The sequence below is a fragment of the Microcoleus sp. N9_A1 genome, from assembly GCF_036701795.1.
GTDB lineage: Bacteria > Cyanobacteriota > Cyanobacteriia > Cyanobacteriales > Microcoleaceae > Microcoleus.
The window spans coordinates 12,113-29,571 of record NZ_JAUBRI010000041.1; the positions used below are offsets into that span (position 1 = coordinate 12,113).

Consider the following 17,459-nt stretch of genomic DNA (forward strand, 5'->3'; position numbering starts at 1 on the left):
GAAAGCAAGGAGAAAAACTGAAATGTCAAGACCAAAACTCAAGGTGCTAACTTACAATGTCATGTTATTGTTAGAGGGACTAGGTGATTACGATCAGGAAGAACGTTCTAGGAACATCGCTCCAGCTTTGCTAAACGTACCAGCAACCGAACAAGCTGATGTAATTATATTCACTGAAATGTTCAGTAGTTATAGCGATAACATTATCTATGCCTTAAGACCACTCTATCGTTACTACACTTACCGTTTAGGTAAAGAGTGTTCTGGTTCCCAATGGGATGAATATAAGGGAAAATGTTCTAACTCCGTGGTCGTCATTAATGGGGGGGTAGTAATTATGAGCAAATACCCCATCACTCAAAAAATTCAACTTGTATATAACAATAGTGCTTTTGGCAGCCCCGATTATTTCTCGAACAAAGGTGCGGCTTATGTCAAGATAGACAAAGAGGGGTATACCTATCATATTGTTGGCACGCACATGCAAGCGGATGACGGAAAGAAAACATATACAGATATTAGAGAGAAGCAGTTACAAGAAATAAAAGGGTTGGTTAATTCGTTAAACATTCCGAGCAACGAACCTGTAATTGTGGGAGGTGACTTAAACGTTCCTTATACTGATGATGTTACTGGAAAATTTATAATGAACCGACTGGGAGGACAATATAATTACACTTTAGTGCCTGGTCAGGGTTCTTTCTCTGCCGTCAGTAACCTCTACGCCCAATGTTTGGCAGAGTATATGCATTATCGGCCCAATTATGACAATACATTGGACTACGTAGTATATTTGAGCGACTACTTACAGCCTACAAATAATCCTCAAATGGCTGTAGTTCATCTAAAGACTCAAAATCCAATGTACTGGGAATATATGAAAAAAAAACTACCGGACACGGGAGGAAATTACAACGATCCATCTGACCATTATCCTGTGGAAGTTGAATACTCTTATTCTTAGGAAAGAGCTATCTTAACTGGAGACAAAAAACTAAACTCTCAATTTAATTGGGATTAAGAGTCACAAGAGCGATTGCCTATGTTGCCCTGAATCACAAGGGTAGGAAAAGAAAGTCTTTTAGGTTTTAGAGATAAGCCTACATCAGTAGTCATTAAGAAGGATTCCTTATTTATGTTTCAGCATTTACGTGTAATGAACAACTTATCGGTTTTAACTGAAGCTGAGCGCCATCAGCTATTAGTGGAGTGGAATAACACTCTTGTTGATTATCCCCGGGATAAATGTATCCACCAACTGTTTGAAGTCCAAGTGGAACTCACGCCGGATGCAATAGCAGTAGTATTTGAAAACAAACAACTCACCTACAGTCAGTTAAATGCACGGGCGAATCAGTTAGCACGTTACTTGCAAAAACTGGGCGTGAAACCCGATGTGCTCGTAGGCATCTGTGTTGATCGCTCCCTAGAGATGATCGTAGGATTCTTGGGCATCCTCAAAGCAGGTGGAGCCTATGTACCGCTAGACCCAACCTATCCCGAAGAGCGTCTGACCTTCATGCTGTCAGATTCACAAGTGCAGGTGCTGTTGACCCAGCAAAAATTCGTTGAAGGGTTTACTGGAAGCGGTGTGAAGAGAGTTTGTCTAGATACTGACTGGAAATCCATCAATCGCCAGAGCCAAGAGAATTCTACTAGCGACGTGACGGCTGAAAACCTGGCTTATGTTATCTATACATCCGGCTCTACAGGCACACCAAAGGGAGTCGCTGTACCCCATCGGGCTGTCAATCGGCTAGTATGCAATACCAATTACGTGCAGTTTACAGCTAGCGATGCCAAAGGCGTTCAACTACGCATTGCCCAAGCCTCAAATGCTTCCTTTGATGCAGCCACTTTCGAGATATGGGGTTCTCTTTTGCACGGGGCTAGGCTGGTGGTCATTCCTCAGAATGTTGTGCTTTCACCCCAGCATTTCGCAGCGTATATCCGCGAACAAGGGATTAGCGTATTATTGTTGACCACAGCCTTATTTAATCAGTTAGCCAGCATTGTCCCTCAAGCATTTAAAGACCTGCATCACTTAATAATTGGAGGCGAGGCTCTTGATCCCAAGTTTGTTAAAACAGTTCTTAGGAATGGGTCGCCACAGCGATTAGTAAATGCTTATGGGCCGACTGAGAGTACAACAATTGCTTGTTGGTATCTAGTGCAGGATATTCCCGAAGGGGCTATAAACGTGCCGATTGGTCGCCCGATCTCCAATACACAAATTTATATACTCGATTCTGAACTTCAACCCGTTCCTATTGGTAATCCTGGTGAATTATATATTGGCGGCGACGGTTTGGCACGAGGCTATCTAAACCGCCCAGACTTAACGGAGGAAAAATTCATCTCCAATCCTTTTGATGAGGTAGAAGGGAGTAGATTCTACAAAACTGGTGATTTAGCCCGCTTTTTACCAGATGGCAATATTGAATTTTTGGGGCGAGTCGATAATCAGGTGAAGATTCGAGGCTTCCGCATTGAATTAGGAGAAATTGAGGCGCTTTTGAATCAACACCCGGATGTACAGCAAGCCGTGGCGATCGCCCGTGAAGACATCCCTGGTGATAAACGCCTTGTCGCCTATATTGTCCCTAACCACAAACTTGATGTGAGTGCCACTACCTTAAGACGCTTCCTTCAAGAAAAACTGCCTAACTACATGGTGCCAGCAGTCTTTGTAATTCTAGACTCCTTGCCCCTAACCCCCAATGGTAAAGTCGATCGTCAAAATCTTCCAGCCTGCGATCGCTCACGCCCCGAAATCGAAGCAACCTTTGTCGCACCTGGTAACTCAATTGAGGAGAAGTTAGCGGTCATTTGGACTGAGTTGCTGGGACTTGAGCAAATTGGAATCAATGATAATTTTTTCCATCTGGGTGGTCATTCCCTCATTGTCACTCAGATGCTTTCTCGGGTGGGCGAAGTTTTCCGCGTCGAGTTATCCTTTGACCAGATATTTGCTTACCCCACCATAGAAAGTTTAGCTCAACTTATCGCAGAGGATGACAAAGAGCAACAGTGGCAACGTCCTGCCATAGAACGAATTACCCATGAAGGACTCTTGCCAGTCTCCTTTGCCCAAGAGCGAGTGTACTTCATCCAGCAATTGGCTTCAGAAAGTAGTGCCTACCAATTCCAGGCAACTCTGCGATTTCGTGGTCAGCTCAATGTGGCAGTATTACAACAGTGCCTTAACGAGATTGTGCTGCGTCATGAAATCTTCCGCACAACTTTTCCGGCAGTAGATGGACGGTTATTTCAGCTGATCCACCCAGCCCAACTAATCAGGCTAAGAGTAGTAGACCTCCAGACATTTCCTGAGTCTGAGCGTGAAGCAGAAGCGAATCGCCTAGTTGAGGCAGAAGTACAAAAGCCGTTCGACCTGAATCAACTACCTTTAGTTAGGTGGGTTTTGTTGAAGTTAAGCGACCAAGAACATCTGTTGATCCAAATCGAACATCACGTGGTTCATGATGGCTGGTCATTCAACGTGTTTCTCGGTGAGTTGGTAGAACTTTATAAAGCCTTCTGTTTGGGTAATCCTTCCCCGCTGCCTGAATTGCCACTCCAGTTTGTGGACTTTGCCCATTGGCAGCAACAGTGGATCAAAACCCAGGAAGCCCAAGCCCAAATGGCCTATTGGCAGCAGCAGTTGTCTGGCAGTTCACCGCTGTTGGAATTACCCTATGACCGTCCACGGCCAGCAGAACAAACTTACCAGGGCGCTCAAATTAGGGTGGAGTTGCCCATCAGCTTGTGCGAATCCCTCCGAGTTCTGAGCCGTCAAGAAGGGGTTACCTTATTCATGACGACGCTGGCGACTTTTCTGGTAATGTTGCACCGATACACCGGGGGGCAGGACGATCTGTGCGTAGGGACAGGTGTTGCCAATCGGCGGATGCGCGAGACAGAACGGTTAATTGGCATGATCGTCAATAACGTGGTTTTACGCACCGATTTGTCTGGCAATCCCACGTTTCGGGAGTTACTCAATCGAGTGCGCTCCTGTACTCTGGAAGCCTTTGCCAACGAAGACCTACCCTTCGATAAGGTGGTGGAACTTCTCAACCCAATACGCAACCTGAGTTATCATCCCCTGTATCAAGTGATGTTCAGCTTCCATGATTCCGCCATGCCGGACTTGAGTCTCCCAGGTTTGAACATCAGCCCCCATATAGGTCTCAGCAACAAATCCTCAAAGTTGGATCTAGGTTTTCTTCTCATCCCGCATTCCAAGCAATATGTCGGGCACAGTTCTGAAACAGGAGAGAAGGGAATCACTTTTATTTGTGAGTACAACACTGACCTATTCGATGCCGCTACAATCGAGCAGATGATAGAGCAGTATCAAATTTTGCTAGAGGGGATTGTGACAAACCCTATTCAGCAAGTTTCAGAATTGGAATTATCCTTGATCGCAGAGCAAGAGCGTCAGCAGTTATTAATAGAGTGGAATAACACTACAAAAGAGTATCCGCAGGATAAATGTATCCACCATTTGTTTGAAGAACAGGTTAGGCGATCGCCCGATGCCATTGCGGTAATCTTAGAAGGCGAACAACTGACCTATCGAGAGCTAAACGAACAGGCAGATATAATAGCACGTCACTTGAGAGCGCGGGGAGTGGGACCTGATGTGTTGGTGGGGATTTGTATAGAGCGATCGCCCTTAATGGTAGTAGGATTGTTGGGAATTCTCAAAGCGGGTGGTGCTTACGTGCCCCTAGATCCAGCCTACCCTGCTGAGCGCTTGGCTTATATGTTGAGTGATTCTCAGGTGTCTGTGCTGCTAACTCAGGAAAAATTTGCGTCCTCATTGCCTGTGGATGCAGCACAGGTAATCTACTTAGATACCGACTGGCAGAACATCGGCGAGCATCGCGAAGAAAATCCACTCACTCAGGTTAAAGCTAGTAACTTGGCTTATGTGATTTATACTTCTGGGTCTACCGGAAAGCCAAAAGGAGTGATGATTGAGCATCGGTCTATTGTCAATTTTACCTCGTCTGTTATAACGATATACAACATTACACAGTCAGACCGTGTTCTCCAGTTTGCTTCCATTGCCTTTGATTGGGCTGCGATAGAAATTTTTCCTTGCCTGAGTGCAGGCGGAACACTGGTTCTACGGACAGACGATATGCTAATGTCTGGCAGTACATTTGTGCAACGATGCCGCGAGTGGGAAGTCACAATAATAGATTGGCCGACATCCCACTGGCATCGGGTGATGGTGGAACTGGCAGCGGCAGAACAGACACTCCCAGAATCTTTGCGGGTGGTGTCTGTTGGGGGAGATGCTGTCTTGCCAGCATCCTTAAAGCTGTGGCAACGTTGTGTGAAGGGACTGGCAAATCCTCCACAATTGCTCAATGGCTACGGACCAACGGAAGCAACAGTTGTGGCTACTTACTATGAAGTATCTGAGTTCATAACCAAGAATCCTGCTGCTTCTTGCGTGCCTATCGGAACTCCCATCGGAAATCTTACTACTTATATTCTGAACCATTATCTCCAACCTGTCCCAATTGGTGTTCCAGGGGAATTGCACATTGGTGGAGAAGGGTTGGCGAGGGGTTATCTGGGTCGCCCAGATTTAACGGCAGAGAAATTTATCCCCAATCCCTTTAGCAATGAACCTTCTGCGCGTCTTTACAAAACTGGCGATAAAGTCCGCTATCGACCAGACGGAAACATTGAGTTTCTCGGTCGCATTGACAATCAGGTGAAAATTCGCGGGTTCCGCATCGAACCAGGAGAAATTGAGGCAGCACTGAGTCAACACCCTAATGTACAGGAAGCAGCAGTGATTGCCCGCGAAGATAGCCCAGGCGACAAACGCCTTGTGGCTTATTTTGTCTCCAATTTAAAGCAACCCACAATCGATGAATTGCGCCACTTTCTCAAGGAGAAGTTGCCCTATTACATGGTGCCTACAGCCTTCGTCACGCTAGACGCTCTACCCCTGACCCCCAATGGCAAAGTAGACCGAAAAGCGCTACCAACACCCGATACAGCACGTCAGGAACTACAAGCAGATAAGGTAGAACCTCGCACAAGAAAAGAAGAAATACTAGCCCAAATCTGGCGCGAGGTTTTTCACCGAGAGTTTCTTAGCATCCACGACAACTTTTTTGAAGTAGGCGGAGATTCTATTCTCAGCATTCAGATTATTTCTAAAGCGAATAGTGCAGGTCTCTTCCTCACTCTAAAACAAATCTTCCAACATCAAACAATTGCCGAATTAGCCGCTGTAGCAACGACAACAAAAACCTTAAAAGCTTTTCAGGGTTTAGTAACAGGGTCATTACCACTCACACCCATCCAGCACTGGTTTTTTGCACAAAATCTCCCCAATCCTCATCACTTCAACCAAGCCTTTCTACTAGAAGTCCCAGCAACTTTCAACCCCGACCTGTTACAGCAAGCGTTGCAACAATTATTACTCCATCACGACGCCCTACGCTTGCGCTTTAATCAATCAGAAGCTTGTTGGCAGCCATTTAACGCCCTACCCGATGAGACTGTACCTTTCTCCCTCATAGATTTATCCACATTACAAGAAGAAGCACACTCCCAAGAAATTGAATCTACATCCTCCCAATTGCAAGCCAGCCTAAACCTCAACTCTAGCCCACTCCTGCGAGTTGCACTTTTCCATCTAGGAACTCAAAAACCGTCTCGCTTGTTGCTAGTCATCCACCACTTAGTCGTCGATGGAGTTTCCTGGCGAATCTTACTAGAAGATTTACAAACAGCTTACCAACAACTTGAATCAGGCAAACCCATTCAACTTCATCCTAAAACCACCTCTTTCAAGCACTGGGCAGAAAAACTAACCGAATACGCCTTCTCGCCAGCCGCTAAAAAAGAATTAACGTATTGGTCAAACATTTCCACCCCAAAAATCACCCATCTCCCAGTAGACTGTAACCAGGGAGCTAACACAGAAGCCTCAGCCCGTAGCGTAAAGGTATCCCTCAACGAAGAAGAAACTCGCGCCCTACTCCAAGAAATTCACAAAGCTTACCATACCCAAATCAACGATATATTGTTAACAGCTTTAGTGCAGGTATTAGCGACTTGGAGCGGGTCTAACTCAGTAATAATTGACTTAGAAGGTCACGGACGAGAAGAAATCTTACCAGATGTAGACTTATCCCGCACAGTTGGTTGGTTTACAACTATCTTCCCCGTGCATTTAGAACTAAAAGCCACAGAAAATCTTTCAGATGCAATCCAGTCTATCAAAGAACAACTTCGTGCCATACCCAACCGAGGCATCGGCTACGGTGTGCTGCGTTATTTGAGTGAGGATGCTGAAATTACCTCTCAACTCTCTTCCATACCACAAGCTGAGGTAAGTTTCAACTATCTGGGACAATTTGATTGGGGAATGCAAGAAAATTCTTTCATTAAATTAGCCTCGGAATCAGTTGGTCCTAAGCACAGCCAGCTAGGACAACGCAGTCATTTGCTAGAGATTAACGGACTCGTAGTTGAAAACCAGTTACAACTGGAATGGACATACAGCGAAAACTTTCATCAACGTGCCACAATTGAAAGTCTAGCCCAAGATTTTGCAGCAAGCTTGCGAACGTTAATCGCTCATTGTTTATCTGCTGATGCCGGGGACTATACACCTGATGTATTTGAAAATCCGACCCTTCATAGCGATGCTCAACCAATAAACAATGACCAGCATCAGGAAAATAACATTCCTCTCCCCCTACATTTATTAGAACTTTCTCCAGGAATCTCTGAGTTACTTCCCCTAGATACAGAATCAGCATATCCTCTTGCCAAAATGCAAGAGTTTATGTGGCATCATTACGTGAATGACTCTCAAAAAATGGGGGTTTACCATTGTCAGCAATCACACGATATATATGATGAAAGCCTCGATTTGAATGCCTTTAAGAAGGCTCTCTTAATTCTCGTGCAAAAACATCCAGCTTTGAGAACCGTATTTATCACTTCTAACGGATTGCCAGCGGTTCAGGTAGTCAAAAAGAATCTAAGATGTTCCATCAATGAGCAAGACATCAGCCACCTCAAATCGGAGGAGCAGTCAAATTATATTGATGCAGTGATGAAGCAAGATAGGCAGAACTTGTTTGACGTTGAAAATCCCAATGAACCACTTTTTCGCTTCAGAATTTTTCAGAAAGCTGAGAATAAGTTTGAATTCTTAATATCAATTCATCATGCAATTACAGATGGCTGGGGCAATGTTGAATTTCACAACGAACTGTACGAAATCTATTCGGCTCTCAAGAAAGGAGAAGAAATAACAGTAGTTCCTACTGCCAACGTGTATAAAGAATTTGTCGCTTTAGAGAAAGAAATTATTGGCTCACAAGACGCATCAAATTTCTGGAAGCTCCACCTGAAAGACCATACATATAAACCCTTGAAGCCGTTAACTACTTCAGTGGAGCAAGTGGAAGCTGTTGCTGAAAAATATAGTTTTGAGTCAGAAAATATTGCTGATTCACGTGAGCTATGTCGAAAATTGAAAGTTTCACCAAAAGCACTTTTCCTGAGTACCTACCTTGACCTCATTGGTACTATGATGAAATCTAACAAGGTTTGTGTAGGAATCATCTCAAATGGTAGGACAGAAAGATTATCTGACCCGTTTGGAGCTTTGGGCTTGTTCTGGAATATTGTTCCGTTTTGTCAACCAATTAGAGAAGATAAAGGCGTACAAATTAAAAATGTGCAGCAATCTCTAATTGATATCGAACCCTATGTTAGGTATCCACTTCTGGAAATTTCATCAGACCAACAAAAAACGGAGTTATTTTTCGCAACGTTTAATTTCGTGAATTTCCATAATGCCAAAAATCTCAAGGCTGACACTGGCTTGAACGTGAATTGGATAAAGTCTCATGACAAGTTCAACTTTCCTTTAAATTATGCTGTGTCAATGTCGCCAGTTGAAGGAAATGTAAGTCTAAGTGTGGAATACGATAGAATGTATTTCAGCCGTCAAGAGATTCGCTCAATGATTCACAATTACATTGAAATCTTAAAACATACAGTTCATACATCCGAACTCTATTAAATATACCTGTGTCTTTCCTATCTTGCATCCAGAAATTGAGGATGCAATGGTAGGCTAAGGTTATCTATAGTTTTCCTCTCCCTATCCTTTTTGAGCGAGAAACAAACCTCAAACTGATGCAGAGTTGAAAAATATACCCTGCTATGGACAATAACTATATGCCGACAATTCTTGCTGCTTGTTTATCCCAATATAAGGATGCTTCTAAACCCGTTTGTCAATATCATTTGAAATGCGCTTGCCCTGGCGACTTTGGTTAAGTTAATCAATTTTTCTTCAATATATGGAGAATGAATTGCTCTGCTATTATTTCTTCCCCTTGTAGTTGAAATTTGTTATCCTTAAACATTTGTTTGAGATGTTCCGGCGTGTAAAAATAATCGGTTACAACTAGATCGCCTTTTGGTGTGGGAATTCTGGTCTGGTATGGACTTCCTTCCTTCTGCTCCTGTGGCACTTGGGAGTAAAAATTTGGGAAACTACGCCCTAGTGTTGCTACATAGGTGTTAACAAAGCCAACAATTCCACCTGGCTTTGTATAGGTGTAAATATCCTTTACAAGTTGAAAAGCTTGAGTTTTTGGATTACAGAGTAAGACCATAGTACAAATAACAATTTCATAATAATTGTTTTTTAAGTCTTCTGGTCTACTAAAGTATTCTATATTCCTCTTAATATCCAGAGAATTGGCGATCTCCACCGCTTTTTGCGATAAATCATAGCCAGTCACCATTGCTCCCATATCGTGCATTATTCTTGAGAACCGACCCATAGAACAACCGAAATCTAGCACTGTTTTCCCCTCAATATTACCTAGAATTTGTAGAATCCTTGGGAAAACAGTTGTAGACGAAACTTTCTCGGACGGATCGTCAAAGTAAGCTTGATATTGTTCTGCACTATCATCCCAGTCCTTGTAAGTTTCTGTGTTAGACATAAAATCTCCAGTTCGGAATAATTGATTTTCACTTGGTCTGTAGAAGGGATCGGATAGAATATAGCATTCAATATTGTTGAACAACTCCCGATTTTGCTCTTCTACCGCTCATTTAGCCAGCCGTCTCAGACGAAGAAAACGATGAAGGTGCTTTAGTAAAATAATTCACCTGTAATGAAACTCTGGAGATAAGCTTTTTTATCAGCAATGCTCATCTTAGTTTCCAGATAGTTATGCCATAAAGCATATTCATGATTCATAATTTTAATTTCCCACGTACAAGCTACTCCTGTTTTTTCGAGTGGTTTAGGCGATAATTCAGGAAAACTGTCTTCAACTGTATAAGTTTGGGTAAACAACACATTGCCACGTCCCCAGGTGTTAATGCTCAAGAATCCTTGCGACAAAATAGCAAAACCAACACCTTGTTTTGCATCCACACGCCCTTGATTAATTTCGTCAAGGATAAAAGATTGTAAATTATCTTGCAAATTTTGTGGTAATGGCTCAGTTTCCCGTAGCATATGATAAAGTTTCAGCACCAAATTATCATGGACTAAAAAGCCGACTGGTTTGACTGAACGACGAATATACTGATAAGTTTTCCGATACTGATCGCTCAGTCTATCCACATTAGCATGGCTTTGCAGGTAATTATCGGTTATTGCAGGTGGTAAATCTAAAAGGATGGTGTCAGCCTTCATCTGTTATCTTCTCCGTTGTATCCTGTGTTAAAGTGCGACGACACGAAAGCTAAGTCCGCTTCCCCTGAAATGCGGTTTGTTCCAATCGCGGTAAGCGCAGCGAATCAAATCCGGCGTGTATTTCCATCCACCACTCCGCACTACGCGCAGAATATCTGAATTATCCATATTTTCCCGCCCATCATCAGCTTGATAAGGATAGCTAAACTCAGGATTATGGGTATCTGTTCCCCAAATCGTACTTGTCCATTCCCAGGTATTACCCGCCATATCAAATAAGCCGTAATAACTTTTGCCTTGTGGATAGGTGTCTACCGCTGTTGTGTTACCAACCTGCTTGCCATAATTAGCCAATTGGGAAGTTGGCGCGTGATTTCCCCAAGGATACAGGCGTTTATCTATCCCGCGAGCAGCTTTTTCCCATTCGGCTTCAGTGGGTAAACGCACACCCGCCCAAGAGCAAAAAGCGACAGCATCATGCCAAGTCACCCACGTAATGGGATGGTTTTCTTGACCTTTTAGCAAACCATGTTCCCACAGTTTATCGCGATCTGCCCAGGGATAATTGGTGTGTGCTAAAAATTGTGTCCATTGTGCATTTGTAACAGTAAAACGGCTGATTTGATAGCTGGGCAAATAGACTTCGTGCTGTGGTAGTTCAACTTGCTTAGCCCAGTCAGCCGCAGCGGCGACCTTATCCACCTCCAAATCAGTGCCCATCCAAAATAAACCTGCCGGGATTATAACCCACTCAAAGCTGTCCAATAACATTGCTCACCTCTAGTTATTCACAGTAAAATTGGTAGGGATTGATACTGTCTGCGGTCGAGTTCTATCTGATAAAAAGGTTCAAGCAAATCAAAATCTTGAGTTTTATTAAACTGTTTCAGAGCGTTACGGATTTCTGGTTGATAATCCTTATGAACCGTATAATCACCATAACCATCAGTATTGTTTTCCGACCACAGCCCGGTATAAATCGGTACGTTCAAATCACTGGTTTCAGCAATAACCTGAACAACACTTTGGATACGGACAGGTTTATACTGATTAAGTGAAAAAGCTTTGGCTAAAGGTGTACCTATTGCTACGTAAACCGGATTTAAATAAATCACCAAATCCGTACCAAATTTTTGACAGACTTCTGCAAGATATTCAATTGTTAAAATAGCCTCCTTGACACCTTCTTCTTCAGTCATGGTGGGTCCGGGTTTTAACAACACGTAGCTTGTGAGTCTAATCCCCATTTCACCCAGCAGCTTAATCTTGGATTCAAAAGTTTTTCGACGAATGGTTTTATTCAAAATGACTTCGCGTAAATAATCGTCTTGTGTTTCAAAGCCAATTGTCACATCAATGAGATCGGCATGGGTTAAATGGAAAATTTCCTCCATCGTTGCTGGTAAAATATATTCTGGGCGGGTTTCCAGGGATAAGACTTTCAAATAAGAAAGTGCTTGTGCTTGCTCCAGTAAGTAAGCTATTGCTTCCTTGGGAAAACGTTCCCGATCTAGAATAGACCCTTCGTTACCTACTGAAAGTTGTTGGAAACTACTCAATTCATTGGCATATTGCTCAAAAGTCCAATCAATTTGTTGTTTAATTTGAGTGACTGGCAGCGGTTCAGGATGGGATTTTGTTGGCAAACTACAATAAGAGCATTGGAATGGACATTTTTGGGCGTAAAACGCAATTACCAAATCTTTGAGACCGAGAAATGTGCGTTTGCCTAGATAAATAGGGCGTAAAACTTCATCCTTACCTTCCATATCGTGTAGCATCTGTGTTTGTATTGTCGATCAACAATAAAAAAGTTGGGTAAACCGAAGACATAATTGAAGATAGTTATACAGCAAATTGTAGGTTCATGAAGTACAGTAACACAGTGACAGCAGTTTATCAACAAATTATTTACTGATTTTAATATACTACATTTCCCCACAATCTGCTGTAGTTTATTTTCGTACCACCTACTTATTAATTTATCTTCAGTTATTGGGGCAGTGTCGAATAAAACTCCGTCCAACCTATCATGTGGTAACAAATCTACAACATCTTGCCCAAAGCCAAATATTGGTGTGACTTTGTGTTTAGCCTGTTGCGCGAACTCTTCAAATTTTACCAAAACGTCAGCGTTGCCTTCTATGATAATATGCTCCTCTATTTTATGTTTTTGTATGTATCTAGCTGAGAAACCCAGTGATAATTGCTCGCTATCCCCTGAGTATGAAGCCTCCACAAAATCAGTGGGAACTGATAACTGATTAGTGGTAGGCGTTAGTGGCGGTTCTATTACTTCTACCAACGAAAAGGTAACAGATAACTGGTCACTATTGACTGTTTCACCTGTCCGGGAGAGCAGATATTGCTTCAGCACTAAAAACAGATTTTTTTTCGTCACCCTCTCCCCTAATGTTTTGGAAAAAGCCTGCCACAACTGAGAGCCAATATCCTTGATATGAGCGATACTATAGGCACAATCGGCTGCCATCTCGCTATAACCGCGTCCGAGCCATGACTGACACAGGATTAAGCGCTCAAGGGAACTCAGTTGCCTAGATAGCAGACTTTGTTCTACAGTGTCCAGAACTTCGTCAACATTCATGTAGTGACTCCATTTGAGTAGTATGCACACAGCAAGGAACGCTAAGGATTCTTATGCCCCAAAACAGGTAGTTAATAAAAGAAGGCTTTTATGCAGATAGCAGAGGGCAGAAGGACAAGGGCTCAATTACTGTAAGCGGGCATTCACCAAAAAGTTCCTCTATTATTCAATTTTTTAGATCAACGAGAAATAGATAAAGTTGGTATGTTTGTGTAAAGTTATATTGCTATGAGCGCAAATTTCACAAGTAGTGGCTTTTGTCAATATACTAAATTGGCTAATTAATTGGCTAATTAGAATCTCAGGTTGGTTTCAAAAGGCGCTTCAGACGAATCACAGATAGTCACGTCAGCAGTTGTTTCAGCTCTGTTGGGCGATCGCCCTTATAAATTCAGAAAAAAATAATAGCTAACTAAGCGCTGCTGCTCTTCAGATCGCACCCCCTTCCCCTCACACCCAATTAATCAGAAAAGTAGGAAAAGTAGGTTTCCTAGAAAAAAAGTTGCTTTATTTTTAAAACCTGATAAAGTTTGATATGTTATGTACTAATCGCAGGTAAGTCAACTAATGACTAACCAAACTGCATTGTTTGAAAGAGAATCAATTTTGCCAACAGGATTTGGCACTATCCTCAATAAAGATGAATTTCTCTCCAGTGACCCTCAGCAGATTAAGGAAATCCTTAAAGAAAAAGGCGTGGCGCTGATTCGAGGTTTATCGTTTTCAAACGAAGAATTTAGAAGGCTATTTTCAAAATATGGTAATATTGTAAAATATACAAAAAAACAAAATATCGGCTATGGTTATGAAGACACACTTGAACTCGGTGGGGAAGAGAAGAAGGTTGTTACTGGTCGCGGACAACTTCCATTCCATGCTGATGGTGGTCTGTTGTTAAGTAAAGTTGACATAGTGTTTCTTTATGCCGTGCATATCCGCAATATGCGATTTCGTGGCGCAACTCTTACGACGGATCACGTGCTTGCATATGAGGAAATGCCTTTGCATTTGCGTAATGTTCTTGATAATGAAACATTTGAAATAAATGTACTAGAACGTGGTTATTACTCAACCGGGTCACCAGCAGGCTGGTTTAAACTACCAATATTTACCGATCTTGGTTGGGTAAGAAAGATGTTGATCTATTTTCCATTCGACGAAGGACAACCCGCTAGTTGGCAGACACGTATCATTGGTTTCAGTGAGTACGAAACCGATAAATTCTTTAAAGAACTCTCACAATTCTTTAAAAAACCACGTTATACATATAAGCACTATTGGCGTGAAGGCGATCTTTTGATCTCAGATAACCGTCGTACTATTCATGAGCGTGAAGAGTTCAACGATCCTAACATCAAGCGCATACTATGGCGTGGGCAAACTACTGATTCACCTGGTTCAATAGAGATAGAAGATATTAATTCAGAGTCTAGCGAGGAAAAGAAATATACCTTTTCTGGTGTTCCTGAAGGATAGAATGACGGTTCTACTGCTCCCAGGGCAAACGCACGAGATTTCTGAAATTCCTACTGGATAAGGATCTTGACGAAAAACAGGCGAAATCTGAAAACGCCGAAACCTTGCCCTTAAAGGATTTTTATACTTTAGATGCGTCTGCCCTTTACTGCTTCCCTTATCCAAAATCGAGGTAAAACTTCTTGAAAGCTTTATCTTTTAAGGATTTTAGCTAAAATAATCACATACTTTTAGCTAAAGTGTCACAAGACAATCAAACTATGTGAAGAGAAATAAACTACCCCCTTCATAGACATATTCGATCATGATATATTCCTTTACAGCGATTTATAATACTCATCAATCTCTTTCTTCTCGTGTCAATACGTTAGGGCATAACATTCAGTTTATAGATATATTTGGTTGGCAGATTTTACTAAAGTTTTATTCATCATCACCAGCCCAATTAACAGAATTTCTACATATTGAAAACGGTGTGAACTATCTTCTGATTGGTACACCTATTAATCTTGAAGAACTGCGTTCGATTGCGTCTGTCATTACTTCTGAAGCCATGACAGCAAATACTGCACATGTTCTAGCAATTTTGCAGCGTACATATGGTAATCATATATTCTCACTAGCTGAGGGAGCCTTTAACTTCTTAACTTTTTATCCAGATAATCGAATTTCGCTTGTTAATGATTCTCTGGGATTCCAACCAGTACACTTCATTCAAGTAGAATCATTTTGGATTACATCAGAGCTAAAAACTGTCGGTCAAATAGAGCCAGATTTATTTGAATTCTCTGAGGAAACGGCAGTAGTACACTATGATACACACAAAGATGATTTTTTACCAATCAAGAATGCAGAACGTCTAAAGCCTGGTTGCACAGCCCAGATAAACATTGATGGACTAGGATTTATATCCATCAACAAATATCAATATTTAAATATTCATCTAGTACCACCACAATACGTAAACCCCGAACTTGCCAGACGTTGGGTCTACAATCTTATCTCAGATTCTGTCGCACGCTCAGTTAATGGTACAAAAACAATTTCAATTCCTTTATCTGGTGGACTTGATTCGAGCATGGTCACTGCACTTGCTGCAAAATATCGTAATGATATCAATACCATTAGTATAGGTAGCACAACTAGCAATGAATATGAGTTTGCACAAATTGTATCACGTTATGTCAATACTTCCCATCGTGAAGTAACCTTGAGTGACGAGCAAATTTTACAAGGCGCACATGAAGCAATCTATTACAACGAAATTTTTGATGGTTTATCGGTTGAGATACAGTCAAGTTTTTTGTGCTTGTATCGTTTGCTTAAAGACAAAGGTGGACGCCTTGTAACTGGTTATGGTGCTGATTTGCTGTTTGGCGGCGTCTTGAATCCAGATTGCAAAGTTACGTCAATCAACAGTCTTCTTTGGAGTCAAGTGTATCGAACACGTTGGACTGGAGAATTTTCAGTATTTGGCAGTGGACACTATGGGATCGAAGTAAATCACCCATTTTGGACAACACGAATGATGGGATTTGCGCTTTCTCTCGCGCCCGATTTGAAGGTATCTTTGAATAAGGTAAAAATCCTACTACGAGAGTGTGCGGACGAATTCAAGTTATTACCTAACGAAATTGTTTGGCGTAAAAAAATAGGTATCCATCAGGGTTCATCAATTAATAATATTTTTGCCTCTCAAATTGGTGTGGAAAAACATGATTACGCTGCGAAGACTCGCTATGCCTATCGAAAATACCAAGCATACCTGACTGGACGCGAAGTTATAGCCTAATATTAACCTTAGTTTCTGATAAAATTCAACCTAATTAGGAGGCTACTATGTCATTAGTTAATGAGCAAGATATCGAAAATGTGCGCGTTATTACACTCAATCACAAAAACAGACACAATCCATTCAGTGAGGAACTGGAGAATCAAATTAAGGAAGCTCTAAACCGTGCAAAAGAAGACAATGAAGTAAAAGCAGTTATCGTAACTGGCGGTAAAGATCGCTCATTTAGTGTTGGTGGCGATTTCAATGAGGTTAGACTTCTACACGGCGGAGATGATGTCGATCGGTGGATCGATCGTGTGATAGACCTATATGCAAGTGTATTACAAGTTGATAAACCTACAATTGCCGCAATTGATGGATATGCTATTGGAATGGGTTTACAATTTGCTCTCATGTTTGACTGGCGGATTATATCGTCAACAGCGGAACTTCAGATGCCAGAATTACGACACGGTATTGGCTGTTCAGTTGGTAGTGCTATCCTAGGTCATGCGATTGGTCATAACGCAATGCAAGAGATAGTTTTTGCATGTGAATCTATCACTCCGGAAATGGCTAAATCTTACCACTTGGTTAACCAAATTGTCCCGACTGAAGTGTTGCTAGAACAGGCATTGCTACGTGCTAAGGAATTCGCTAGTTATCCAGAGATTCCGTATCGTTTAACAAAGAATACAATATCTGCAAATATGCTCGACATCATATATAAATCGGCTGATAAATCGAAACATGTTCATCGTATGTCATTCTCCTCGAAAAGCGCAGAAGCCCATTTTTCGCGTGTTCTTAACCGTTCTGTAGAATAGTAACAACAAATTTCAAGAGTGTTGCTACTCTTGTCGGTGCTTCTGGTCGGAAAA

The 17,459-nt window shown here is 42.0% G+C and carries 10 protein-coding genes; 5 read left to right on the forward strand and 5 right to left on the reverse strand.

All coding sequences use genetic code 11. The features are described from left to right. Positions 1 to 22: 22 nt before the first annotated feature. Together QUA58_RS18985 and QUA58_RS18990 are read left to right on the forward strand one after the other, a co-directional pair. Entirely contained in the window at positions 23 to 964 is a 942-nt protein-coding gene (locus tag QUA58_RS18985; RefSeq protein WP_333395268.1) for a sphingomyelin phosphodiesterase, read from the forward strand. 192 nt (positions 965 to 1,156) lie between these two features. After that, positions 1,157 to 9,082: an amino acid adenylation domain-containing protein gene (locus QUA58_RS18990; protein WP_333395270.1), complete on the forward strand. Its 7,926-nt coding sequence runs from the start codon at positions 1,157 to 1,159 to the stop codon at positions 9,080 to 9,082. A gap of 265 nt (positions 9,083 to 9,347) precedes the next feature. Here the strand turns inward: QUA58_RS18990 and QUA58_RS18995 are convergent, their stop codons facing one another. The 5 genes from QUA58_RS18995 to QUA58_RS19015 all read right to left on the reverse strand — a co-directional run bounded on the left by QUA58_RS18995 (position 9,348) and on the right by QUA58_RS19015 (position 13,328). After that, complete coding sequence (locus QUA58_RS18995; protein ID WP_333395271.1) at positions 9,348 to 10,019, reverse strand: methyltransferase domain-containing protein; 672 nt, start codon at positions 10,017 to 10,019, stop codon at positions 9,348 to 9,350. 152 nt (positions 10,020 to 10,171) lie between these two features. After that, positions 10,172 to 10,723, reverse strand: a complete 552-nt coding sequence (locus tag QUA58_RS19000) for a hypothetical protein (protein ID WP_333395273.1) — start codon at positions 10,721 to 10,723, stop codon at positions 10,172 to 10,174. A 27-nt stretch (positions 10,724 to 10,750) separates the two neighbouring features. Further along, the gene (locus QUA58_RS19005) at positions 10,751 to 11,494 is read right to left on the reverse strand and encodes a formylglycine-generating enzyme family protein (protein ID WP_333395274.1); all 744 of its coding nucleotides are present in this window, start codon (positions 11,492 to 11,494) and stop codon (positions 10,751 to 10,753) included. A 17-nt stretch (positions 11,495 to 11,511) separates the two neighbouring features. Continuing rightward, positions 11,512 to 12,492 (reverse strand): radical SAM protein, encoded by a 981-nt coding sequence (locus tag QUA58_RS19010; protein WP_333395276.1) that lies wholly within the window; start codon positions 12,490 to 12,492, stop codon positions 11,512 to 11,514. After that, positions 12,453 to 13,328 (reverse strand): hypothetical protein, encoded by an 876-nt coding sequence (locus QUA58_RS19015; RefSeq protein ID WP_333395278.1) that lies wholly within the window; start codon positions 13,326 to 13,328, stop codon positions 12,453 to 12,455. The genes QUA58_RS19010 and QUA58_RS19015 overlap by 40 nt, the downstream gene beginning before the upstream one ends. Before the next feature lie 567 nt (positions 13,329 to 13,895). On the opposite strand from QUA58_RS19015, the gene QUA58_RS19020 reads away from it, so the two are divergent. The 3 genes from QUA58_RS19020 to QUA58_RS19030 all read left to right on the forward strand — a co-directional run bounded on the left by QUA58_RS19020 (position 13,896) and on the right by QUA58_RS19030 (position 17,405). Further along, entirely contained in the window at positions 13,896 to 14,804 is a 909-nt protein-coding gene (locus tag QUA58_RS19020; protein ID WP_333395280.1) for a TauD/TfdA family dioxygenase, read from the forward strand. Between the two features lie 304 nt (positions 14,805 to 15,108). Continuing rightward, positions 15,109 to 16,596, forward strand: coding sequence for an asparagine synthetase B family protein (locus tag QUA58_RS19025; RefSeq protein ID WP_333395281.1), 1,488 nt, complete (start codon positions 15,109 to 15,111; stop codon positions 16,594 to 16,596). A gap of 47 nt (positions 16,597 to 16,643) precedes the next feature. Further along, positions 16,644 to 17,405, forward strand: coding sequence for an enoyl-CoA hydratase/isomerase family protein (locus QUA58_RS19030; RefSeq protein ID WP_333395283.1), 762 nt, complete (start codon positions 16,644 to 16,646; stop codon positions 17,403 to 17,405). The last annotated feature ends 54 nt before the right edge of the window (positions 17,406 to 17,459 follow it).